Consider the following 22,501-nt stretch of genomic DNA (forward strand, 5'->3'; position numbering starts at 1 on the left):
TCGCGATCAGCCGAAGCCGCACGCCGCGAGCCGGGCGCGCAACGCGGCGTCCGCTTCGGCAGCGAGTTCGAGCAACCCGCGATAGGGATCGCCCGGTATCCCGAGCAAGGCGACGAACGCAGGCTCGGTCCTTGAGGCCATCTGCCCGCAACTTGCCGACGGCTCGCCGCAACCGTCCGTTATCAAGCGCGAGCAGCCGCCGCTCGGCCTCGAAATGGATCCAGCCCTGCTGCTGGTTTACCGGACGCTGGTCGCCGAACAGTTCGAAAGGCCAGCCATCCCACACAAAGCGGGCAATCGCCGGACACGTTCCCTTGGCCCATCGGTACAGCACGAAATCATCGGCCGATTGGCAGTGGGTCCAAACGATGTCCGCGAAAGCGTTCGGATCGGGCGCATGACAAACGATATCGATGTCGCTACCCGGCACGGCAAGGCCGAGCGGCAGCGTTCCGACGATGCGGGGATCGAACGGCTTGAGCAGCTCCATCACAGCGGAGCTGGTGACGGCGGATGCATAGTGCCCGACAGTCATCGCGTGGTATGCCCTCAATGGTCGCAGTGACGCAATACCACGCTGGCAGGGAACGAGAGAACCTCGACAAGCGGGGACGAAGCCTGACGGGAACGGTCTTGCATACGCTACGGGGCGAATTCGACCGCGTCACCGTGGTCGAAATCGCCCGGCCAAACGAGCAGACAGGCGAGACTGCCTCGCAATCCCGCCTGTCCAGCCGATGTCTAAATGACCTATTCGATCGATTAGCCGAACTGGTTCATCGTGTTGTGCGCGCCGCCCGCCTTGAGGGCGGCCTCACCCGCGAAGTACTCCTTGTGATCGTCGCCGATGTCGGAGCCTGCCATGTTCTGATGCCTCACGCAGGCGATGCCCTGACGGATCTCCGCGCGCTGCACGTTCTTGACGTATCCGAGCATGCCCTGGTCGCCGAAATACTCCCTTGCGAGGTTGTCGGTCGACAGCGCAGCTGTGTGATAGGTCGGCAACGTGATCAGATGGTGGAAGATGCCGGCGCGCTTGGCCGAATCCGCCTGGAAGGTACGGATACGCTCGTCGGCTTCCTTCGCCAGCGGCGTCTCGTCGTACTCCGCCTTCATCAGCTCGGCGCGATTGTACTTGCTGACATCCTGGCCGGCTTCCTTCATCGCGTCGTAGACCTGCCAACGGAAGTTGAGCGTCCAGTTGAACGACGGCGAGTTGTTGTAGGCCAGCTTCGCGTTCGGAATGACCTTGCGGATGCGATCGACCATCGAGGCGATCTGCTCGATATGCGGCTTCTCGGTCTCGATCCACAACAGGTCGGCGCCGTTCTGCAGCGAGGTGATGCAGTCGAGCACGCAGCGATCCGCACCGGTGCCGGGACGGAACTGGTAGAGATTGCTGGGCAGACGCTTCGGGCGCATCATCTTGCCGTTCTGGTTGAGGATGACGTCGCCATTGCGCGCATTGGCAGCCGTCACTTCCTCGCAATCAAGGAAGCTGTTGTACTGGTCGCCGATGTCGCCGGGCTTGTGGCTCACGGCAATCTGCTGCGTCAGGCCGGCACCGAGCGAGTCGGTACGGGTCACGATGATGCCGTCTTCGACGCCGAGCTCGAGGAACGCATGGCGGCAGGCGCGGATCTTCGCGATGAACACCTCGTGCGGCACGGTGACCTTGCCGTCCTGGTGGCCGCACTGCTTCTCGTCGGAGACCTGGTTCTCGATCTGCAGGGCACAGGCGCCCGCCTCGATCATCTTCTTGGCGAGCAGATAGGTCGCCTCGGCATTGCCGAAGCCCGCGTCGATGTCGGCGATAACAGGCACGACGTGAGTCTGGAAGTTGTCGATCTTCTCGATCAGCGCCTTTTCCTTGGCCTTGTCGCCTTCCTTGCGGGCCGCATCGAGCGCGCGGAAGATGTCGTTGAGCTCACGCGAATCCGCCTGGCGCAGGAAGGTGTAGAGCTCTTCGATCAGCGCCGGCACCGAGGTCTTCTCGTGCATCGACTGGTCGGGCAGCGGTCCGAACTCGGAGCGCAGCGCAGCGATCATCCAGCCGGACAGATAGAGGTAACGACGGTCGGTAGTGCCGAAGTGCTTCTTGACCGAGATCAGCTTCTGCTGGGCGATGAAGCCGTGCCAGCAGCCGAGCGACTGGGTGTACTTGGTGCTGTCGGCGTCATAGGCGGCCATGTCGGCGCGCATCAACGCAGCGGTGTAGCGGGCGACATCCAGACCGGTCTTGAAGCGGTTCTGCAGGCGCATGCGCGCCACGGCCTCGGCGGTGACGCCGTTCCAGGTGTCCTTGGTCTTGAGCAGCGCTTCGGCCGCCTCAAGCTCGCTCTGATACGAAGCCGGTCCCTGGATGGCCCGATCGCTGATCCCGCGCGGTTGGAAGTTCATGTCCGTGATCCCTTCGGTGACGAAATAACTGCACCATTTGTGACGCGCGGCGTCATCGGGAGCTAGACTTGGCGCGGAAAACTTGTCATAACTTACAAGAAACTGATGTATTGTTGTAAGAATCTTACAAACCTTGGATGAGGCGATGGTAACCTCAAGCGCCCGTTCCGTTTTCATGGGCCCGCGGCTGCGGCGGCTGCGGCGCGATCTCGGGCTGACCCAGGCGGACATGGCAGCCGATCTCGAAATCTCGGCCCCCTATGTGGCGCTGCTGGAACGCAATCAACGGCCGGTGACGGCGGACATGCTGCTTCGCTTGGCCCGGACCTACAAGATCGATCTTGCCGATCTCGCCGGCGACGGCGGCGCGGATCACACCGCGCGCATGCAGTCGGTTTTGAAGGAGCCGATGTTTGCCGACATCGACATCCCCGCACTCGAGGTCAGCGACCTCGCTGTCAGCTATCCCGGAATGACCGAAGCGTTCCTGCGCCTCTACACCGCCTATCGCGAAGAGCAGCTGGCGCTGGCCGAGCGACGCGCGCCGGACCTGGTGGGTGGCGGGTCGCACCCGGGGCAGGAGAACTTTGACGCCAACGATCCCGTCGCGGAAGTCAGGCGATTTCTCGCCGCCCGCCGCAACAATTTCGTCAACCTCGACGATGCCGCCGAGCGTCTCGTCCATGAACCGGCCGGACCAGCCGGATTTATCGAGCGGCTTCGCGAGCGTCACAAGCTCCAGGTCCGCTACCTGCCGCCGAACGTCATGCTCGGCTCGGTCCGGCGACTGGACCTCCATCGCCGACAATTGCTGCTCGAGGATTCGCTCGATACCGCAGGCCTCAATTTTCAGCTGGCCAAGCAACTCGCCTATCTGGAGCTGGAAGGCGAGATCGGCGCGGCGGTGGAAGACGGCAAGTTCACCAGCAAGAGCGCCGAGCTGCTGGCCCGCCGGGCACTCGCGGCCTATGCGGCGGCCGCGCTGATCATGCCGTATTCCGTGTTTGCCAAAGCGGTCGAGACGCGTCGCTACGATCTCGAGGCGCTGGCGCGCCAATTCGGCACCAGCTTCGAGCAGACCGCGCACCGCGTCACGACCCTGCAGCGGCCGGGGCTCGAGAAAGTGCCGTTCTTCCTGATCCGCGTCGATCCCGCCGGCAACATTTCCAAGCTGCTCGATGGCGCAGGGTTTCCGTTTGCCAAGCACGGCGGCGCCTGTCCGCTATGGTCGGTTCACGATATCTTCAAGACGCCGCGCCAGATCGTCACGCAATGGCTGGAATTGCCCGACGGACAGCGGTTCTTCTCGATCGCCCGCACCGTGACCGCCGGCGGCGGCGCGTTCGGGGCCATCCGCGTGGAGCGGGCGATCGCGATCGGCTGCGCCGCCGAGCATGCAAGCCAGCTGATCTACACGCGCGACGGACAGGGGCCGAACGCGGATGAGCCGACCCCGATCGGCGTCGCCTGCCGGGTCTGCCATCGCCCGCGATGCGCGGCGCGGTCGGCGCCTCCGATCGGACGCGAGATTCTTCCCGACGATTTCAGAACCTCGAGCGTCCCGTTCGGCTTCTCGGCTGATTGACGAGGTCGATCACCCCTGCGGCCGGTTCGCGTCATACAGCACCCGCACCCGGATCGTGCCGTCAATGGCTTTCAAATCGGCCAGCAGCCCCTCGCCCTCGCCGCCGACAACGTCGGTCTCGAGCACGACATAGCCGACTTCCGGATCGGTCTGTAGATATTGCGCCAGGATGTTGATCCCGTGCCGGGAAACCGCGTCGTTGACCTGACGCATGACGCCCGGAACGTTGCGGTGAACGTGGATGAAGCGGGTGCCGGTCGGTCGCGCCGGCAATTGCACCTGCGGAAAATTGACCGCCCCGAAGGTCGATCCGACATCGGAATAATCGATCAGCTTGCGTGCGACTTCGCCGCCAATGCGATCCTGCGCTTCCTCCGTCGAACCGCCGACATGCGGCGTGAGGATGACGTTGGAGAGGCCCTGCAGCGGCGAGACAAAGCGCGCCTCGTTCGACACCGGTTCAACCGGAAACACGTCGACTGCGGCACCCGCCAGCCGGCCCTCACGCAGGGCGCTCGCCAGCGCATCGAGATCGACCACGGTGCCGCGCGAGTTGTTGATCAGATAGGCCTCGGGCTTCATCAGCCGGAGCTGGGCTGCGCCAATCATGTTGGCGGTGGTCGGCGTCTCCGGCACATGCAGCGAGACGACGTCGCTCGCTGCCAGCAGCGCGTCAAGCGATTCAGCGGGCTCGGTATTGCCGTGGCGGAGCTTGTCGGTCTGATCAAAATAGATCACGCGCATGCCCATGGCTTCCGCGAGGTTCGACAGCTGCGATCCGATGTTGCCGTAGCCGACGATGCCCAGCGTCTTGCCGCGCACCTCACGGCTGCCTTCGGCGGACTTGTCCCAGCCGCCGGCATGTGCGGAAACCGAACGCGGAAATATCCGGCGGAACAGCATGACGATCTCGGCGATGGTCAGCTCCGCCACGCTGCGGGTGTTGGAATATGGCGCGTTGAATACGGGGATGCCGAGCTTTCGCGCGGCGTCGAGATCCACCTGATTGGTGCCGACCGAAAAGCAGCCGACAACGAGCAACCGGTCGGCAGCCTCGAGGATTTCCGCGGTCAACTGGGTCCGCGACCGAATTCCCAGCATATGGATACCCGACAGCGCTTGCCTGAGTTCTTTCGGTCCTAGCGCCTTGGGCAGGCGTTGCAGCTCGGTATAGCCGTTCGCCTCGAACATCCGGGCTGCGGAATCATTCACGCCCTCCAGCAGCAGCACGCGTATTTTGGTCTTGGGCAGCGACAACATCATCAAGATCCAGGCTCGTAGGTTCGGGCAAGTTAGGCACGAACGCAGTTTCGACGGATCAGGTGATAACATGGAAAACAATCGCGTCAGAAGCCGCCATGGGCGGCGCGCCCTGCGATTTCCGGTGAAGCCCCCTCGATCCGAGGGTTCAGACGCGAGGCAGGAACCGAATCAGCCAAATGTCCTGTCAATTCGCCGGCAAAGCCCCTGTTGCGGTTCCCAAGGCGTTCGAGCGCCAGCTCCGGCTGAAGGTCAATCCCAGTCGCTTCAACTCGGCGCCGAGGGTTATGTCCGGAGCGTTGGTCTCACTTCCCGGTTCCGGTGCCCGCAAGCCTGCTGCCGTCGCCGGAGCAGATCAGCAAACAGCCATCCCTGACGCGCTGTCGAACAAATGCGTTCGCTCGAGATCGAGCGCGACGTCGATGACATGATCCGGCTCAGCGGCAACGCCGACCGGCATTTGCGCCGTAAACGCAAAGCCGGCGACGGTCCCGATCACCAGCGTGTGCGGCCCCAGCGGCTCCACGTCTTTCACGAGCAACCGGACGGAAGACCCGTCCGGCGCGCCTTGCCGCAACACATGATCGGGCCGCACGCCGAGCACCACCGGCTTGCCGACGCTGCCCGCATAGGTCGCCTCACGCGACTTCGGCACGCGCAACGCCGTGCCCGATGGCGCGGTGAAGGTGAGCGCGCCGTCGCGAGCGATGATCTCGCCATCGATGAAGTTCATGCTGGGCGCGCCCATGAAGCCCGCGACAAAGAGATTAGAGGGCTTCTCGTAGATCGTGATCGGATCGGCCGCCTGCTCGATCCGGCCTCTGTTCATCACCACGACGCGATCGGCCATCGTCATGGCTTCGACCTGGTCGTGGGTGACATAGACGATCGTCTTGGCGAGACGGCGATGCAGCGCCTTGATCTCGGTCCGCATCTCGATGCGGAGCTTGGCGTCGAGATTGGACAGCGGCTCGTCAAACAGAAACACGTCCGGGCTGCGCACGATGGCACGGCCGATCGCTACGCGCTGGCGCTGTCCGCCGGAAAGCTGCTTGGGCCGCCGCTGCAAATATTGCTCGAGGTCAAGCACGCGTGCCACGTCATTGACGGCCTTCTCGATGCTGGCGCGCGATCCGCCCCGCACCTTCATGCCGTAGCCGATGTTCTCGCCGACCGTCATGTGCGGATAGAGCGCGTAGTTCTGGAACACCATCGCGCAGTTGCGCAAGCCGGGGCGCAACTGCGTGACGTCGCGGTTGCCGATGCGGATGGTTCCGCTGGTGACGGCCTCCAGTCCCGCGATCATGCGCAATGTCGTGGTCTTGCCGCAGCCGGACGGGCCGACCAGCACGACAAATTCCTCGTCGGCCACGTTGAGGTCGAGCCCCTCGATGATCTTGTAGGGTCCGTATGCCTTGCTGACGTTCTCGATCTCGACGTGCGCCATGGAATCCTTTTCCGTCCTTTCGTCGACGGCTGGTCAAGCCCCGGATGACGCTCGCGCATCATCCGGAGGTCTCACTGGAAAGCTAGTTCTTGGGCGGGAGGCCCATCGCGGCGCGATAGGCGGCAAGCTGCTTGGCCCGGCCGAATTCGTCGGTCAGGCGATTCCACTCCTTCGCCATCGCCTCGAGCGCCGCCTGCGGCGTGGTCTGGCCGGCCAGCGCCTTGCCGAGCTCGATCTCCACCACCTCGGTATAGGAGAAGTAGCCGGGCAGACGCATGTCGAGCGCGACGTTCTTGGCGTTGATGGAGTCCGATTGCGCGCCGAGATATTCCTTGGCCTCTTCCGGCGAGAAGATCTTGCTCCACAGTTGCAGATTGGCGGTGTGCGATTTGCGATAGGGATTGACGCCGCTGCCGCCGGTGATCGCCGCCTGGCCCGACACTTCGGGGCTCGTCAAGGTCTTGACGAAGTCCCACGCCGCCTGCTGGTTCTTGCCGGCCTTCGGCACCGCGATCTGCCAGCCGCCGAATGCCATGAACGGGCCCGGAAGCACGCTCGGGAATTTGTCCCATTTCTTGGTCTTGGCGTTCCAGATCTCGTCCGAACCGGGCAGCATCGCCGAGCCGACCTTGCCCGAGATCTTCGACTGCTTCGGGTCGGCGGCGATCACGCCGGTGTCGCCCCAGCCGATCGATTCCGCCACCTGACCGCCGGCCACCGCAGCGTTCACCTCGCCGAACGAGAAGTTCAGCGCGTTGGGCGGCCCGAGCTTCGAAGCCCTTATGTATTCCTCGAGCCCCTTCACCCAGCCCGGGTTGTTGATCTGCGCGTCCATCGTCTCGGGGTCGAAGAACATCGCACCCGGATAGTTCGGATTGTTGGCGTAGGCCGCCGCATGGCTGAAGAAGAACCAGAACTGCTGACCGCCGCGACGGAAAGCTTCCGCCGTTCCCCACAGGCCCTTGTCGGGCCGCTGGAAGAACTCCGCAATGTCGAGATACTGCTTCCAGGTCTTCGGCGGCGCGAGGTCGTAGCCGTACTTGGCCTTGAAGGCGTCCTTCTCCTTGGGATCGCTGAACAGGTCCGTGCGGTAGGTGTAGGTGTGGACGTCGCCGTCCATCGATTGCGAGTAGATCTTGCCTTCCCACACCATCAGGCGTTCGCGATAAGCCGGCTCGATATCGTCCCAATCCTTGCCGGACTGCATCTCCTTCGGCATCTCGCTGAGATAGGGGACGAAATCCGGCAGCCAGGCCGGCGCAAAGCTGACGAGATCGAACGTCGCGTCCGACGCCGTGAGCGATGTCGCGATCTTCGGATAGAGCTCGGACCATGGAAATTCGACGACATTGACCTTGCCGCAGGTCTTCTTGGCCCATTCGTCCGCGCCGAGCTTGAGCGCGGATGCGATATAAGGTCCGGTCTGCGACGCCACTGTCAAGGTGACGCCGGTGTAATCCGGACTGCAGGCAGCATTCGCCTGGCTTGCGGCACAGGCCATCGCCAGCGAGGTGGTCAGCATCAGGAACGTCCGTCGCAACATGGTCTAGTCCTCCCTACAAGGTTTTTTGCTATTTAATGGCCCCGAGCAGCAGGCCCGACCGCATCATCCGGCTGAGCAAGCCCGCCATGATCATCATGGGAACGATTGCGACGAGCGCCGCAGCTGATATCGCCCACCATTCGTCGCCGCGCTGGCTGTTCTGTCCTGCCACCAGGATGGGCAGCGTCTGCCATCTGGAATTGGTCAGGAACAGCGCGAACAGAAACTCGTTCCAGACGAAGGCCAGCGTGATCATGAACGTCGCCAGCAGCCCGTTCATTGACATCGGCACCACGATGCCGAAGAAGATGCGCCAGCTCGGCACGTTGTCGACCATTGCGGCCTCCTCGACCTCGATCGGCACCGCCTCGAAGAAGTCGCGCATCAGCCAGACGACGATCGGCAGCGAGAAGGCGACGTAGCACAGCGTCAGGCCTACAAAGCTGTCGATCAGCTGGAAACCCAGCCGGCCGATCTCGCTGTAAAGCAGATACAGCGCGAAGGCCGTCACGATCGGCGGGAACATGCGCTGGCTGACGAACCAGAACAGGATGTCCTCATTGCCGAGGATCGGTCCGGGCAACGGCAGGCGGTTGGCGACGACGGCAGCGATCAGCGCGATTGGAAAGGCGAGTAGCAGCGCCTGCGGCCGGGTAAATCCGAACGTCGCGTTGAAGAGCAGATAGCCGCCGAGTGCGAGCAGGAAGAACACGAGGCCCGCACCAAGGCGTACCCTGAACTCGAACCGCACCAGCGCATAGGCCGCCATCGCGCCAATCGCGGTGGCGATGGCTGCCGCAGACAGGCCAACGATGGTCGAATTCAGGAAGGTGTGGAAGAACTCGCCGCGGATTCCCTGATAGAGATCGATGAAGGGCTGCAACGTCGGCGTGAAGTCGATGAACGGCAGATAGGTCGGTCCGCCGACCACGCCCGGCGGCGTCTTGAATGCGGTCACCACCACCCAATAGAGCGGAAACACCGTGATCAGGCACCAGGCGAGGACGCCGACCGCGACCAGGCGGCGACTCCATGGCGACAGTCCGGTCAAGCCCTGCCCGCTCATCGGCGTTTCTCCAGATGAGGCCGCAGCAGCGCCAGATAGGTGACGCCGATGATCGTGATCGCGATCAGGAACAGGAAGCTGAGCGCCGACGTGTAGCCGAGATTGAACTTCTTGAAGCCTTCCTGATAGGCGAACAGCGTCAGCGTCTCGGTGTCCACGCCCGGCCCGCCGCCCGTCATCACGAACACCGTGTCCATGATCTTGTAGCTCTCGATCAGGCGGATGAAGACGATCGCGGCCGAGATCGGCAGCAGCATCGGAAAGGTGATGCCCCAGAACTGCTGCCAGGCGCTGGCATTCTCGAGCTCGGCGGCCTCATAGACATCTTCGGGAAGCGTTTGCAGGCCGGCCAGCATCATCAGGATCACGAACGGGGTCCACTGCCAGACCTCGACCGCGATGATGCAGGCGAGCGCCCAATGTCCGTTGGTGAGGAACGGCAGGTTGACCAGGCCGAACTTCGATAGGAACTGGTTGAGCGGCCCCATGGTCGGGTTGAACATCATGCGCGCCACCAGCGCGACCGCGACGGGCGCGAGCAGCATGGGCAGCAGCAAGGCGACGCGAAACAGCCGCTCGCCCGGCACCCGCGCGTTCAGCGCCAGTGCGACGCCGAAACCGATCGCGTATTGCAGTCCGACCGCGATGAAGGCAATCAGCGTCGTGGTGTAGATCGCGTTCCAGAACCGCGGTTCCTGCAACAGCGTGGCATAGTTGCCGAGCCAGACGACCCGCGGCGGGATCGGCGGAATCAGGCGGTAGCTCAGGAAGCTCGTGGTAAGCGAATAGATCAGCGGAAAGATCGAGATCGCCAGCACGACGAGCACCGCCGGCCAGATGAAGACATGCTTGATCGGATCATTCCGCATCATCGCGCGATCATCCCTTCAGCAGCGCGTCGATCTCCGCGCGCCGCGGCATCGCGGGCGCGGTGCCCGGTCGCGTCACCGAGATTCCGGCCGTGGCCGAACCGAACCGCGCAGCCTCCAGCGGATCGGCGCCGTCAGCGAGCGCCGCCGCGAAGCCGCCGACGAAGGCGTCGCCTGCGCCGGTGGTTTCGACCACCTTGCCTGCGGCGAAGGGCGGCACGTGCACCGAGCGATCCCGCGCATGAAACAAGGCGCCGCGCTCGCCGAGCGTGATCAGCGCCGTTCCTGCGCCTTTCGCCAGCAAGGCATCGCCGGCGCGGCGGGCACCGGCGAGATCGCCGACCGCGATGCCGGTCAGCGCTTCGGCCTCGGTCTCGTTGGGGACGACATAATCGCAGAGCGCAAACAGGCCAGAGTCGAACTTGATAGCCGGCGCCGGGTTGAACACGGTGATGCTGCCGGCGGCGCGCGCGATCTCGAGCCCGCGCCGCGCCGCATCGACCGGCTGCTCGAGCTGCGTCACGAACACGCGGCTGTCGCGGATGGCGTCGGCCACCGCGTCGACATCGGCCGAACCGATCCCGCCTGCTGCGCCCGGCACCACGATGATCGCGTTATCGCCGCGCGTCTCGTGGACGTAGATGAACGCAGCTCCAGTCGGCGCGTCCGCCGTCGTGGCCACGCGCGGCCGGATTCCCTCGGCCTCCCAGGTCCTGATCGCAAGCTCGCCAAACGCGTCGCTGCCGATCCGGGAGATGAAGCTCACGCTGGCGCCGGCCCGCGCCGCCGCGACAGCCTGATTGGATCCCTTGCCGCCGGGCCCCATGGCAAATCCCGAGCCGGCGATGGTCTCGCCGATCGCCGGCATGTTGCCGGCGCGGAACGCCAGGTCGACGACGAAGACGCCGAGGACGGCGACGCCATGCTTGCTCATGTCGTCACTCCCCATCCGGCGCAATGACGCCTTTGCTGAACAGGAAGCAGCCGTAGAAGCGCCGCTCGCCGGTCGCGATCACGCAATAGGCCGCCTTCGCCTTCTCGTAGAACGCATGGCGCTCGACGCCGACCAGCGGCCAGGATCGTCCCTCGGCGCGATCGATCGCGGCCTGCACCTCGCGCTGCACGGGAGGCACTTCCTGGGCCTGGCCGACGATCTCCATCCGGATCGCGGCATCGTCGACAAACGTATCGAGCGACATCACCGAGAGAACGGCTTCGACCGCCTTGGCGGCACTTACATTGTCGATGCGCAGCAACCGGCCAAGCGCGCTCTGGCGCGCGATCGAGTCGGCCGGAAAATTGGTGTCGCATACCACCAGGCGATCGCCATGCCCCATCGCCCGCAGGGCGTAGAGCACGTCGGCATTGAGCAGTGGATTGATGCCCTTGAGCATGTTGCGTCCCTCCCTTGTCGTCTAAATCGCCGAACTCTGGCGGTCCGGATCCCCATCCCTATCACCGCAAGGTGACGTCTCTAGTGCCCCGTTCCGATTGGATCTGACCGGGGCACTCGATTCTTGTTTGACGCGTTTTCTGCACGCGAACCGGAACCCACTTCGCTCGAAAACGCTCTAGTCGCCATACGGAATCCAGATGTTCTTCACCTGCACGGCATGGCGGAGCAGGATCGGGCCCTCGCTCGCGGCCTTGTCGTACCAGTCGATCGCGAGGCCTTGATCGACCAGCGTGCGCTTGAGATTACCGATCGAGTATCGTTCGGCCGCCGTCGAGGCGTCCTGCGACCCGAACGCCCAGAGCGCGTCGACATCGTCATGCTCGGCAAGGACCTTGACCAGCTCATCGCGATCGCCAGTGACGATGTTGACCACGCCGCCCGGCACGTCCGACGTCTCGAGCACTTGGTAGAAGTCGGTCGCGGCGAGCGGATGCCGCTCGCTCGGCACGGCGACGACCCGGTTGCCCATCGCAACCAGCGGCGCGACCAGGCTGATGAAGCCGAGCAGCGGCGCCTCGTCGGGACAGACGACACCGACCACGCCGATCGGCTCATGCATCGCCAGCGCCACGCCACGCAGCGGCGGCGCATGGATGGATCCCTCGAATTTATCGGCCCAGGCACCATAGCTGAACAGCCGCTCGATGCTCGCATCGACTTCCGCGCGCGCCTTTGCTGCAGAGACACCGGTCATGTCGGCGATGCGGCGACTGAATTCGTCGCCGCGCGCGGAAAGGTTTTCGGCAAGGTAGTAGAGGATCTGGGCGCGATTGTGCGCCGTCGCCCGCGCCCATCCCTCGGCGGAGCGCGCCGCGGCCACCGCATTGCGGATATCCTTGCGATTGCCCTCGCCCGCCTCGCCGAGACGCCGACCCTTCGGCGAGAGCACCGCGCGCGAATAATTGCCGTCCGGACGGACCTGCTTGCCGCCGACGAACAGTTTTGCCGTTCGATCGATCGGCGGCACGTCGAAGCCGGCGCTGGCGCCGGACGCCGTCGGCAGCGGCGATGGCTTGGTCCGTGCCTTGCGGCCGCTCCAGGCCTTCGGCTTGAGATACTCATACATGCCTTCACGGCCGCCCTCGCGGCCGAAGCCGGACTCGCGATAGCCGCCGAAGCCGACGCTGGCGTCGAACAGATTGGTCGCATTGACCCAGACCACGCCGGCCAGGAGTTTCGGCGCGATGTCGAGCGCCAGCCCGATCGTCTCGCTCCACACGCTGGCGGCAAGGCCGTAGCGCGTGTTGTTGGCAAGCATCACGGCCTCGTCGGGCGTGCGGAACGTCATCGCCACCAGAACAGGGCCGAAGATCTCTTCGGTCGCAACCGTCGACGACGGATGCACGTTCCAGAGCAGGGTGGGCGGATAGAAGCAGCCTTCCGACGGGATCGCGCCGGACGCCTGATATTTCTCGGCGCCCTCCTTCACCCCGGTCTCGACCAGCGACTTGATCCGTTCGAGCTGCACCGGCGCGACGACCGCGCCCATGTCGATCGCCTTGTCGAGCGGCATGCCGACGCGAAGCGTCTCCATGCGGCGGATCAGGCGCCTGCGGAAGGTCTCCGCAATCCCCTCCTGCAGCAGCAGCCGCGAGCCGGCGCAGCAGACCTGGCCCTGGTTGAACCAGATGGCGTCGACCACGCCTTCCACCGCGCCATCGAGATCGGCATCGTCGAACACGATGAACGGCGATTTGCCGCCGAGCTCCAGCGTCAGCGATTTTCCGGTCCCTGCGGTCGACTGGCGGATCAGGCGCCCGACCTCGGTCGAGCCCGTGAAGGCGATCTTGTCAACGCCGGGACTTTCGACGAGCAGCGCACCGGTGGCACCGTCGCCGGTGACGACGTTCAGCACGCCCGGCGGCAGGCCGGCTTCGGCCGACAGTTCGGCGAACAGCAGCGCGGTGAGCGAGGTGAATTCCGCCGGCTTCAGCACCATCGTGTCGCCCGCGGCCAATGCCGGAGCAATCTTCCACGCCAGCATCAGCAGCGGGAAATTCCACGGGATGATCTGGCCGATCACACCGATCGGCACCTGATCGGCGAATTCGCGGTCCTGCAACTGCGCCCAGCCGGCATGATAGAGGAAATGGCGCGCGGCGAGCGGCACGTCGAGATCGCGGGTTTCCCGGATCGGCTTGCCATTGTCGATCGCCTCCAGCACGGCGAACAGCCGGGCGTGACGCTGCAGCATGCGCGCCAAGGCATAGAGATGACGCGCGCGGCCGTGACCGCCGAGCTTTGCCCACGCGACCTGCGCGGTGCGCGCGGCGTTGACCGCCGCCTCGACATCGGCAGCGTCGCCCTGCGCGATGCGCGCCAGCGCCTTGCCGGTGGCAGGTTCGCTTGTCGTGAGGTGCTTGCCCGCATGCGGCGCTGTGAACTTGCCGGCGATGAAATGCCCGAACGTGGCGCCATGCCGCGCCAGCCAGGCGCGCGCCTCGCCGTCCGCCTCGGGCGCGGGGCCATACTCCATGGTCTCGAAATAGCTTGCGACGCTCATCGCTGGAGTCTCATCCCACGGGGTGGCGGTTGAAAGCCGAGTAGTGGCCGGTCACGTGATGCTCGAGCTGCCGCTCGATGTCGGCGAGCAGGCTGGAGGCGCCGATGCGGAACAGATCCGGCTCGAGCCAGTCGCGTCCGAGCTCCTCTTTCATCAGGAACTGGTAGTTGAGCACGTCCTTTGCCGTCGAGATGCCACCGGCCGGCTTGAAGCCGATCTTGTAGCCGGTGCGCTCCTGATAGAGGCGGATCATCCGCAGCATCGCCAGCGTCACCGGCAGCGTCGCGTTCACGCCTTCCTTGCCGGTGGAGGTCTTGATGAAGTCGGCGCCGGCCATCATGCAGACCATCGACGCCTTTGCGACATTGCGCAGCGTCTTGAGGTCACCCGTGGCCAGGATCGTCTTCAGATGCGCGTTGTCGCAGGCGGCGCGGAAATCCCGCACCTCGGAGTAAAGCGCCCGCCAATCGCCGGTCAGCACGTGCTCACGCGTGATGACGATGTCGATTTCCTGCGCGCCATTCCGGACCGACGCCTCGATCTCCTTCAGTTTCAGCTCATGCGGCACCAGGCCTGCGGGAAACCCGGTCGAGACCGCGGCGACGGGGATGCCGGATCCATCGAGCGCTTCGACAGCGGTGCCGACGAACCGATCGTAGACACAGACCGCTCCGGTATGCAGCTCGCGCCCGGCAAAGCCGAGCTGCTCGAGAAGGTCGCCGCGCACGGGCGCCTTGGCCTTGGCGCAGAGCCGCTTCACTCGTTCGGCCGTATCGTCGCCGTTGAGCGTGGTCAGGTCGATGCAGGTGACCGCCTTGAGCAGCCACCCCGCCTGTGCGTCCTTCTTGACCGTGCGCCGGCCCGGCAGGCTCGCGACCCGCCGTTCGGCGGCCGACAGGTTGATCCTGATGTCGTCGACCCAATCCATCTCGAGCGCACGGCCGCTGTTACGCGGCAGCGGATGCAAATGCTCGCCGCCCGGGGAAGGCGATTGCACGGCCAACGGGGACGGATTCTGGATGAAGACGCTCTGCGTCATGGCGGCGCCGTGCGGTCCTAGCGAATCGACGAGGTGGCCAGATAGATTGAATGTGTCGATCGCAACATGTGATCCTCCCCTGACCTGGCCGCCGGGTTTTGCCGCCTGCCGAGGACGACATCGTCTCGACACCGGATCAGCCCGCCTGGATGTTATTATTGTAACAAATCGACGTTGATAAACTCACAACATTGTAAGATCATTGTCAATCGGATAAGCAAGCTCGGCGATCAAAATGGCTGAAACTTCCAACGCACGACCAAGCGAGACGCGCGTCCAGCGCCTACAGAGGCTGCGCCGCGCGGTCGAATCGAGTGGTGCGCTGCACCTGAAGGACGCCGCCGAGCTCCTCAAGGTTTCCGAAATGACGGTGCGCCGCGACCTTGCCGGTCCGGAGGCCGCCCTCGCTTTGCTCGGCGGCTACGTCGTCAATGCGGCGTCGCCGACCGGCATCAAGTACACGTTCGAGCAGGAGATCGACCAGCACACCCAAGACAAGCGCCTCGCCTGCCGGGCTGCCGCCGCCTCCATCAACGAAGGCGATACGATCTTCATCGACTGCGGCACCACGATGCAGTCGCTGGCGGACTGCCTGCCCGAGGATCTGCCGCTCTCGGTGATTTGCTATTCGATGAACGTGGCGTCGATCGTGACGCGCCGGCCGGGCACGCAGGTGATGCTGATGGGCGGGCTCTATCATCCCTCGTCGCAGTCCTTTGCGTCGGACGACGGCCTGTCCTATCTGCGGCGGCTTGGGATCAACAAGGCCTTCATCTCCGCCGGCGGCGTGCACTGGACCCGCGGCGCGAGCTGCTCCAACTTTCACGAGGTCGCCGTCAAGCAGGCCGTCATTGAGACCGCGATGGAGAGCACCCTGGTGATCGACGCGAGCAAGCTCGGCAGTCTCAAGTCGGCATTCTTCTCCGATATCGGCGCGTTCTCGCGGATCATCGTCGGCGGCGCGGCGTCATCGGAGATGCGCAAGCACTTCCGCAGCCTTCCTGTCGAGTACGTGACCAGCGCAACCTGATCCGAGCGGGGGCTGGCACGCCCGGATCAGGCTGCTCACGATGCGCGGGCTCGCGGGACCACGCATCGAACTCCTGCGGCTCAGTTGCAGGCAGGCTTCGCCTTGTTGCAGGCGTCGGTCAGTTCCGGCGGCGGCTCCTTCTTGAACACCGTCTTGTAGGATTCCAGCACGTTCGACTGCGTCACCGGCAGCGACTGCACGCCGATCCAGCCGGGCGTTTCCTTGCCGAGCAGCGCGTTCATCATCGCCATCGCTTCCGCGACACCCTGATCGTAGGGGCGCTGCGAGCCAGTCGCCTTCAACGGACCGCCCTTGGCGATCTCGATCGCCGATTGCAGGCCGAGGTCGACGGTCGTGACCGGAATATCGATGCCCTGCGCGCGCATCGAGCTCAGCGTATCGAGCGCCGGCTGATCCCAGACCGCGAACAGACCCTTGATATCTGGATTGCCGGTGAGGAAGTCACCCGCGATCTGCGACACCTTCGGCGGATCGGTAAAGTCGATCTGCTTCATCTTGACGTCCGGCCGGTTCTTCTGCATCCACTCGCGGACACCCTTGGTGCGCTCGTTGGTGCTGAAGTAATCGACGCCGAAATTGACGAGGCCGATGGTCGCGCCCTGCGCCACGCAGGAGGCCAGGATCTGGGCCGCGATCTGGCCGTTACCCTGACTGTCCGCCGAGATCATCGAGGCGTATTCCTCCGGATGCTTGAGGCCGGTCGGGATGCTGTCCATCAGCACGAGCTTGATGCCGGCCTTGGCGATCTTCTTGTAGGTCGGCGCGGTCGCCGTGAAATCCACCGGGATCGAGATGATGCCGTCCGGATGCTGCTGGATGGTGTTCTCGATGTCGGCGATCTGCTTGTCGACCTGATATTCGGCGGACGCGACGCCGGTCACCGTCACACCGTACTTCTTCAGCGTATCGGTGATGCCCTGGATCTGCAGTTGCGCCCAGTCGAGGTTGACGGTCTGCATGGAGATGCCGACCTTGAAATGCTTCTCCTTGATCTTGGCGGCGTCGGCGTCCGACAGTGCGAGCACCTCGGGCGATGCGGCCTTCTCGCCGTGCGGCCCCTGACCGACGATCGATTTCGGTCCCAGCGTCGCGAGATCGACGCCCTTGACGCAGCTTGCCGGCACTTCGGCGCGGGCCGAAGGGGCGATCGAAACGGCCGTCGCCGCGATCAGTGCGGTCAGCGGCAGGGTTTGTCGCAAGATTGGCTTCATTGTTTCCTCCCTTTTTTGGTCGCCGATTGACCGGAGGCCGGCGACCTTGCCCCTACCCTTCAACGCAGTGACCTTGCGGCCCATGCGCTTGGCGTCTTATTGGAGCATGATCCGGAAAACCGCTTCACACTTTTCCGGATCATGCTCTAGCGTTTCGTGAAGGCGACCGCGGCCACGATGATCGCTCCCTTGATGACGAGCTGCATCGGCGAGCTGACGCCGAGCAGCACGAGGCCGTTATTAAGCGTGCCGATGATGAGGCTGCCGAACAGCGTTCCCAGGATGTAGCCGCGCCCGCCGAACAGGCTGCAGCCACCGAGGATCACCGCCGCAATGACGTCGAGCTCCATCCCCTGCACGACGTCGGGCCGCGCGGCATGCGAGCGCGCGGACAGCACCAGCGCCGCAAGCCCGGCCAGCGCGCCGGTCAACACAAAAGCCGCCGTCGTCACCCATTTGGTGTTGATGCCGGAATAGAGCGCCGCGGTCGGATTGCCGCCGACCGCATAGATGCGACGGCCGAACACATTGTAGTGCAGCAGCAGGATGCCGACGATCATCGCCGCCAGCGTCCAGGCAATGGGAACGGGAATGCCCAGGAACGCGCCTTCGCCGAAGATCGCAAAGTATGTCTCGTTGGTGATGATGACCGGCTTGGTGTTGGTCACCATCATCGCCAGCCCCCGCGCCAATGCTCAGCGAGCCGAGCGTGACCAGGAAGGACGGGATCGAGAGCTGCGTGGTCAGGATGCCATTGAGCAGCCCGACCAGCGCACCGGTGCCGAGCCCGGCAATCGCGCCGACGATCCAGCTGTTGCTGATCTGGCTCATGGCGAGCGCCGCGGCCATGCCGGACAGCGCCAACGTCGATGCGACCGACAGATCGATCTGACGTGCGATGATCACGAAGGTCATACCGACGGCGATGATCGACACCAGCGTCGTCTGGCGTCCGATATTCAGGAAATTGTCGACCGACAGAAACCAGGGCGAGGACAGGCTGAAGACGACCAGGAGCACGACGAAGGCGATGTAGAGCATGTAGGGCCGCTCGCCGCGCAGCAGATTCTGCAGCAGCTTGCGGCGACGATCGGTTCGGGTCGACGCGGCGACGACATTTGGCGCAGTCAGTTCGGTCATGCGGGCAGCTCTTGCAATACGCCTTGTCCGGAGGCCTGGTACATCTGCAGAAGATGGTGGAGCTCTTCGGCATCATCGATCTCGCCGCGCGCGAGCGTTCGCGCCACGCATCCATCGACGATCACGGAGATGCGGTCGCAGAGCTCGATCAGTTCGACGAGATCCGAGGAGACGATCAGGACGCCGCTGCCGTCGCGGGCGGCATTGCGGATCACGCCGTAGATTTCCTCGCGCGCGCCGACGTCGACGCCGACCGTCGGTTCGTCCAGCAGCAGCACGCGCGGCCGCGGATCGTTCCATTTTCCGAACACGACCTTCTGCTGGTTGCCGCCGGACAGTGTCCTGACCAGGCTGGAAGCGCCTTGCGCTTTCACCGAAAGCCGCGCGACCGCGGCGTCCGCGCGCCGGGCGGCGGCGCGCTGCTGCACGAAGCCCCAGCGCGAGAAATGCGGAATCCGCGGCAGGGTGATGTTGCGTTCGATCGAGTGATCGAGCACCAGGCCCTGCACATGCCGATCCTCCGGCACCAGCGCGACGCCCTGATCGATTGCAATTCGCCGCGCTCTTCGGCAACCACGGCCGGCTCTCGATCTCGAGCGTGCCGCTCTCGGCCGGCCGAAGTCCGAAGATCGTCTCCAGAATCTCCGTGCGCCCGCTGCCGATCAATCCGGCAAGGCCGTGGATCTCCCCCTTCATCACGGACAAGTCGACGTCCGACAGCCGGTCATTCGACACACCCGACAGGGACAGAACCGGCGATGAATCCAACGAACGCACTGCCGCGGGCGCGGCGCGCGATGCCGCCGGCGCCAACCGATCGGTTCCGATGATGGCGTTCACTAGCCGCTTCATGTCGGTATCGGCGGTGACGAACGTGCCCGCATTGGCGCCATCGCGCAGCACAGTGACACGCTGCGAGATCTCGAACACCTCGTTGAGCCGATGGGTCACGTAGATCACGCCGACGCCGCGGCGCGTCGCCTTGCCGATCGCGTCGAACAGGATGCGGACCTCATCCGACGTCAACGAGGATGTCGGCTCGTCGAGGATCAAGAGCCGCACCTCGCCCATCAACGCCTTGGCGATCTCCGTCATCTGGCGGTAGGCGAACGGCAGGGAGCCGACCGTCGCGCGTGTATCAAGGGGAATGCCGAGCTCCCTCAGGAACGCTTCGGCTTTGGCCATCAGCTCGCGCTTCCGGACAAAGCCGAACCGCGCGCGCGGCTCGCGGCCGAGCAGCAGATTGTCGGCGACACTCAGCGATTCGACGAGGCTGAGGTCCTGATAGACGACGGCGATCCCCGCTTCGCGCGATCTTGCCGGGCTGTCGAACGTCACTGGTTTGCCGGCGATCTCGATCGTGCCACTGTCGGCCGCATGAACGCCGCTGAGGATCTTGATCAGCGTGGATTTTCCGGCGCCGTTCTCGCCCAGCAGCGCATGTACCTCGCCGGAGAGGACCTCGAGGTTGACGTCGCGCAGCGCGCGCACGCCGCCAAAGCGCTTGTTGATGCCACCGACCGTCAAAAGCGACGCCGACGGCCGAGGCTCTGGCCGCGATCGAACCGGACAATTCCATTTTCCTCCCATCGCCGCGCGAAACGCTGATGCGATGATGACATCTTGTTATTTTTGCAACTTATTATGTTATAATTCTATCACATCGGGCGGTCTGTCAATGGGAGATCACGCCGCCAGGCGCTCGATTTGGGGGCGGCCGGTCGCGATCGGGTCCGGCACCGCGCCACCGGCCTCCCCAAGCACGATGGAAGCCGGCAGGTTGTGCTACGCTTCAGTCGCTCATCTCATCAAAGCCAACGCTGGTGAACCACGATGAAACTGAGTGCCGCGATTGCCGTCGCCCTGATCTGGTCCTGCCTTCCCGCGACAGCGCAGCAAAGCGGAGCCGCTCTCTACGCGCAACGCTGTGCGCAGTGTCACGACAGCAGCAACACGGATATCCGCGCGCCGAGCCGCACCGCGCTGCAATCGAGGTCGTTCGATGAGGTCCTGGGTGCGATCACCACGGGCGCGATGTCATCCTTCGCGCAGGGGGCTGAGCAATGACGAGCGGGCGGCGATCGCCTCACTCGTCACCGGCAAGGCCGCCTCGCATGCGTCGGCCGACAGTGCAGGCCAATGCGCGCAGAGCGAGACCGGTTTCCCGCAACCGATCGATGGGCCACGGTGGAACGGCTGGGGCGCGGATCTCAACAATAGCCGATTTCAGCCGGCGGCGATGGCCGGCCTCACGCCAGACCAGGTCTCCCGGTTGCGTCTGAAATGGGCCTTCGGATTTGCTGACACGTCCAACGCCAACGCTCAACCGACTGTGGTCGGTGGCTTGCTGTTCGTGGGTGGCGGCGACCGCAAGGTCCACGTGCTCGACGCCAAGAGCGGATGCACCCGCTGGGTGTTTCCGACCGAGGCGCCGGTCCGGGCGGCCATCAGCGTTGCCCCGCTGGATAATGGCCGGTCCGCCATTTTCTTTGGTGATGTGCGCGCCAACATCTACGCCGTGAACGCTGCGACCGGTGCGCTGATCTGGAAGAGCAAGGTCGACGATCATCTGGCCGCCCGGATCACCGGTGCCCCAACCTTCCACGCCGGCGTCGTCTATGTCGGCGTCTCATCGATCGAAGAGGCCATCGGGTCCCGCCCCACCTACCAATGCTGCACGTTTCGCGGAAGCGTCGTTGCGCTGAAGGCCGAAACCGGCGCGCAGATCTGGAAGGCCTACACCATCCCTGAAGCGCCCCAGGCCACGAGGACGAACGCTATCGGGACCCAGCTGTTCGGTCCGGCGGGCGCGTCGGTCTGGTCCGCGCCGACGATCGATGTTCAGCGCCAGGCGCTCTATGTCGCGACGTCGAACAGCTATGCCGACCCGGCAACCGACACCAGCGACGCCATCCTCGCGTTCGATCTCGCGACCGGGCGAATGCTTTGGCATCAGCAGGCGACGCCGAGGGACAGCTTCGTCGTGGCGTGCTTCGGCACCGACCAGAGCAACTGTCCGCAGGACCGCGGCCCGGACCACGACTTCGGACAATCGCCGATCCTGGTGACCTTGCGTGACGGACAACGCGTGCTGGTGATCGGCCAGAAATCCGGCGTGGTGCATGCACTCGATCCCGACCATGAGGGCAAGATCCTGTGGCAGACGCGGATCGGCCAAGGTGGCCCATTGGGAGGAACCGAGTGGGGCTCCGCCGCGGACCAGGAGCGAATTTATGTCGCCAATTCCGACGTGCGGTTTCTGAGGGACGGCTCGAGGCGCCTCAACTCAAGCGAAGGTGGCGGCCTGTTTGGCCTCGAACTTGCGACCGGGAAAATCGCGATGCAGGTGGCGCCGGTTGCCTGTGGCGATCGTCCCCAATGCAGTCCCGCCCTCTCCGCAGCGATCACCCTCGTTCCCGGCGTCGTCTTCTCAGGTGGAGTGAGCGGTTTCTTGCGCGCCTACGCCACCGATGATGCGCGGCTGCTTTGGGAGATCGACACCGCGCGCGACTACACCACGGTGAATGGCGTTCCGGCCCGTGGCGGCGCCATGGACGGCCCCGGCGCGGTCGCCGTCGATGGCATGCTGTATGTCAATTCCGGCTACGCGCAATGGGGCGGCCTGCCCGGCAACGTTCTGCTGGCCTTCGAGGTCGGCAACCCCTGACGAGCGCAATGTCAGCATTTGCGACGGCACGTTGAGCACTACTCGCCACGGGCTATTCGTGCTTTGATGTCGGCCAGGATCGACTGACAGGTCCGACGGGAGGCCTTCTGGTGCTTGGTGACGTGCTACCCAACATCACGTCAGGCGGCTTTTCCCCCGCGCCCAACAATCGTCGCGCGTCAGGTTCCGAGCGGCGTCGAATCGAATCGACGGACATGGCTGCCGCGCCCGAAATCGATGCGCATGTCGTTGCGCACAAAAAAC

20 protein-coding genes and 3 pseudogenes are annotated in these 22,501 nt (G+C 64.4%); 6 read left to right on the top strand and 17 right to left on the bottom strand.

Going from position 1 to position 22,501, the window contains the following annotated elements; translation table 11 throughout:
- Window positions 1–6: 6 nt before the first annotated feature.
- The 3 genes and pseudogenes from ACVWW1_RS19810 to ACVWW1_RS19820 all read right to left on the bottom strand — a co-directional run bounded on the left by ACVWW1_RS19810 (window position 7) and on the right by ACVWW1_RS19820 (window position 2,400).
- Window positions 7–141: a hypothetical protein gene (locus tag ACVWW1_RS19810; RefSeq protein WP_456660838.1), complete on the bottom strand. Its 135-nt coding sequence runs from the start codon at window positions 139–141 to the stop codon at window positions 7–9.
- Between the two features lie 46 nt (window positions 142–187).
- A pseudogene (locus tag ACVWW1_RS19815) lies at window positions 188–535 on the bottom strand (DUF4269 domain-containing protein); the annotation flags it as partial.
- A gap of 227 nt (window positions 536–762) precedes the next feature.
- The gene (locus ACVWW1_RS19820; RefSeq protein ID WP_456657140.1) at window positions 763–2,400 is read right to left on the bottom strand and encodes an isocitrate lyase; all 1,638 of its coding nucleotides are present in this window, start codon (window positions 2,398–2,400) and stop codon (window positions 763–765) included.
- A 145-nt stretch (window positions 2,401–2,545) separates the two neighbouring features.
- Between ACVWW1_RS19820 and ACVWW1_RS19825 the strand changes: the two genes are divergently transcribed.
- Entirely contained in the window at window positions 2,546–3,985 is a 1,440-nt protein-coding gene (locus ACVWW1_RS19825; protein WP_456657141.1) for a helix-turn-helix domain-containing protein, read from the top strand.
- Window positions 3,986–3,994: 9 nt separating this feature from the next.
- Here the strand turns inward: ACVWW1_RS19825 and serA are convergent, their stop codons facing one another.
- From serA to deoC, 9 genes are all read right to left on the bottom strand, one after another.
- Complete coding sequence (gene serA, locus ACVWW1_RS19830; RefSeq protein WP_456660621.1) at window positions 3,995–5,248, bottom strand: phosphoglycerate dehydrogenase; 1,254 nt, start codon at window positions 5,246–5,248, stop codon at window positions 3,995–3,997.
- Window positions 5,249–5,600: 352 nt separating this feature from the next.
- Window positions 5,601–6,692, bottom strand: coding sequence for an ABC transporter ATP-binding protein (locus ACVWW1_RS19835; protein ID WP_456657142.1), 1,092 nt, complete (start codon window positions 6,690–6,692; stop codon window positions 5,601–5,603).
- A gap of 82 nt (window positions 6,693–6,774) precedes the next feature.
- Window positions 6,775–8,214, bottom strand: coding sequence for an extracellular solute-binding protein (locus ACVWW1_RS19840; RefSeq protein ID WP_456660622.1), 1,440 nt, complete (start codon window positions 8,212–8,214; stop codon window positions 6,775–6,777).
- A 49-nt stretch (window positions 8,215–8,263) separates the two neighbouring features.
- Window positions 8,264–9,301 carry a carbohydrate ABC transporter permease gene (locus tag ACVWW1_RS19845; protein ID WP_456657143.1) on the bottom strand — a complete coding sequence of 346 codons (1,038 nt, stop codon included), beginning with the start codon at window positions 9,299–9,301 and terminating at the stop codon, window positions 8,264–8,266.
- Complete coding sequence (locus ACVWW1_RS19850; protein ID WP_176533088.1) at window positions 9,298–10,173, bottom strand: carbohydrate ABC transporter permease; 876 nt, start codon at window positions 10,171–10,173, stop codon at window positions 9,298–9,300. Before ACVWW1_RS19850 ends, ACVWW1_RS19845 begins: the two co-directional genes overlap by 4 nt.
- 7 nt (window positions 10,174–10,180) lie before the next feature.
- Window positions 10,181–11,104, bottom strand: a complete 924-nt coding sequence (locus ACVWW1_RS19855) for a ribokinase (protein WP_456657144.1) — start codon at window positions 11,102–11,104, stop codon at window positions 10,181–10,183.
- A gap of 4 nt (window positions 11,105–11,108) precedes the next feature.
- Window positions 11,109–11,564: an RbsD/FucU family protein gene (locus tag ACVWW1_RS19860; protein ID WP_456657145.1), complete on the bottom strand. Its 456-nt coding sequence runs from the start codon at window positions 11,562–11,564 to the stop codon at window positions 11,109–11,111.
- Between the two features lie 177 nt (window positions 11,565–11,741).
- Window positions 11,742–14,129 carry an aldehyde dehydrogenase family protein gene (locus ACVWW1_RS19865; RefSeq protein ID WP_456657146.1) on the bottom strand — a complete coding sequence of 796 codons (2,388 nt, stop codon included), beginning with the start codon at window positions 14,127–14,129 and terminating at the stop codon, window positions 11,742–11,744.
- 10 nt (window positions 14,130–14,139) lie between these two features.
- Window positions 14,140–15,057 carry a deoxyribose-phosphate aldolase gene (gene deoC, locus ACVWW1_RS19870; RefSeq protein WP_456660623.1) on the bottom strand — a complete coding sequence of 306 codons (918 nt, stop codon included), beginning with the start codon at window positions 15,055–15,057 and terminating at the stop codon, window positions 14,140–14,142.
- A gap of 346 nt (window positions 15,058–15,403) precedes the next feature.
- Here deoC and ACVWW1_RS19875 point away from each other — a divergent pair, with 346 nt between their 5' ends.
- Window positions 15,404–16,198, top strand: a complete 795-nt coding sequence (locus ACVWW1_RS19875) for a DeoR/GlpR family DNA-binding transcription regulator (RefSeq protein ID WP_092124613.1) — start codon at window positions 15,404–15,406, stop codon at window positions 16,196–16,198.
- A gap of 80 nt (window positions 16,199–16,278) precedes the next feature.
- Here ACVWW1_RS19875 and ACVWW1_RS19880 read toward each other — a convergent pair whose 3' ends face one another.
- From ACVWW1_RS19880 to ACVWW1_RS19890, 3 genes and pseudogenes are all read right to left on the bottom strand, one after another.
- Window positions 16,279–17,430 (bottom strand): substrate-binding domain-containing protein, encoded by a 1,152-nt coding sequence (locus tag ACVWW1_RS19880; RefSeq protein WP_456657147.1) that lies wholly within the window; start codon window positions 17,428–17,430, stop codon window positions 16,279–16,281.
- Between the two features lie 146 nt (window positions 17,431–17,576).
- Window positions 17,577–18,104 (bottom strand): ABC transporter permease, encoded by a 528-nt coding sequence (locus ACVWW1_RS19885; protein ID WP_456657148.1) that lies wholly within the window; start codon window positions 18,102–18,104, stop codon window positions 17,577–17,579.
- A 67-nt stretch (window positions 18,105–18,171) separates the two neighbouring features.
- Window positions 18,172–18,345: pseudogene (locus ACVWW1_RS19890) on the bottom strand (ABC transporter permease); the annotation flags it as partial.
- On the opposite strand from ACVWW1_RS19890, the gene ACVWW1_RS19895 reads away from it, so the two are divergent.
- Window positions 18,329–18,466 carry a hypothetical protein gene (locus ACVWW1_RS19895; protein WP_456657149.1) on the top strand — a complete coding sequence of 46 codons (138 nt, stop codon included), beginning with the start codon at window positions 18,329–18,331 and terminating at the stop codon, window positions 18,464–18,466. The pseudogene ACVWW1_RS19890 and the gene ACVWW1_RS19895 sit on opposite strands and share 17 nt — an antisense overlap.
- 100 nt (window positions 18,467–18,566) lie before the next feature.
- Here the strand turns inward: ACVWW1_RS19895 and ACVWW1_RS19900 are convergent, their stop codons facing one another.
- Both ACVWW1_RS19900 and ACVWW1_RS19905 read right to left on the bottom strand, forming a co-directional pair.
- Window positions 18,567–19,097 (bottom strand): ATP-binding cassette domain-containing protein, encoded by a 531-nt coding sequence (locus tag ACVWW1_RS19900; RefSeq protein WP_456657150.1) that lies wholly within the window; start codon window positions 19,095–19,097, stop codon window positions 18,567–18,569.
- Between the two features lie 97 nt (window positions 19,098–19,194).
- Window positions 19,195–20,052: pseudogene (locus ACVWW1_RS19905) on the bottom strand (ATP-binding cassette domain-containing protein); the annotation flags it as partial.
- On the opposite strand from ACVWW1_RS19905, the gene ACVWW1_RS19910 reads away from it, so the two are divergent.
- From ACVWW1_RS19910 to ACVWW1_RS19920, 3 genes are all read left to right on the top strand, one after another.
- Complete coding sequence (locus tag ACVWW1_RS19910) at window positions 19,948–20,178, top strand: hypothetical protein (protein WP_456657151.1); 231 nt, start codon at window positions 19,948–19,950, stop codon at window positions 20,176–20,178. The pseudogene ACVWW1_RS19905 and the gene ACVWW1_RS19910 sit on opposite strands and share 105 nt — an antisense overlap.
- A 225-nt stretch (window positions 20,179–20,403) precedes the next feature.
- Window positions 20,404–20,637, top strand: coding sequence for a hypothetical protein (locus tag ACVWW1_RS19915; protein ID WP_456657152.1), 234 nt, complete (start codon window positions 20,404–20,406; stop codon window positions 20,635–20,637).
- The gene (locus tag ACVWW1_RS19920) at window positions 20,585–22,237 is read left to right on the top strand and encodes an outer membrane protein assembly factor BamB family protein (protein WP_456657153.1); all 1,653 of its coding nucleotides are present in this window, start codon (window positions 20,585–20,587) and stop codon (window positions 22,235–22,237) included. The genes ACVWW1_RS19915 and ACVWW1_RS19920 overlap by 53 nt, the downstream gene beginning before the upstream one ends.
- The last annotated feature ends 264 nt before the right edge of the window (window positions 22,238–22,501 follow it).

The organism is Bradyrhizobium sp. JR3.5 (assembly GCF_054057015.1).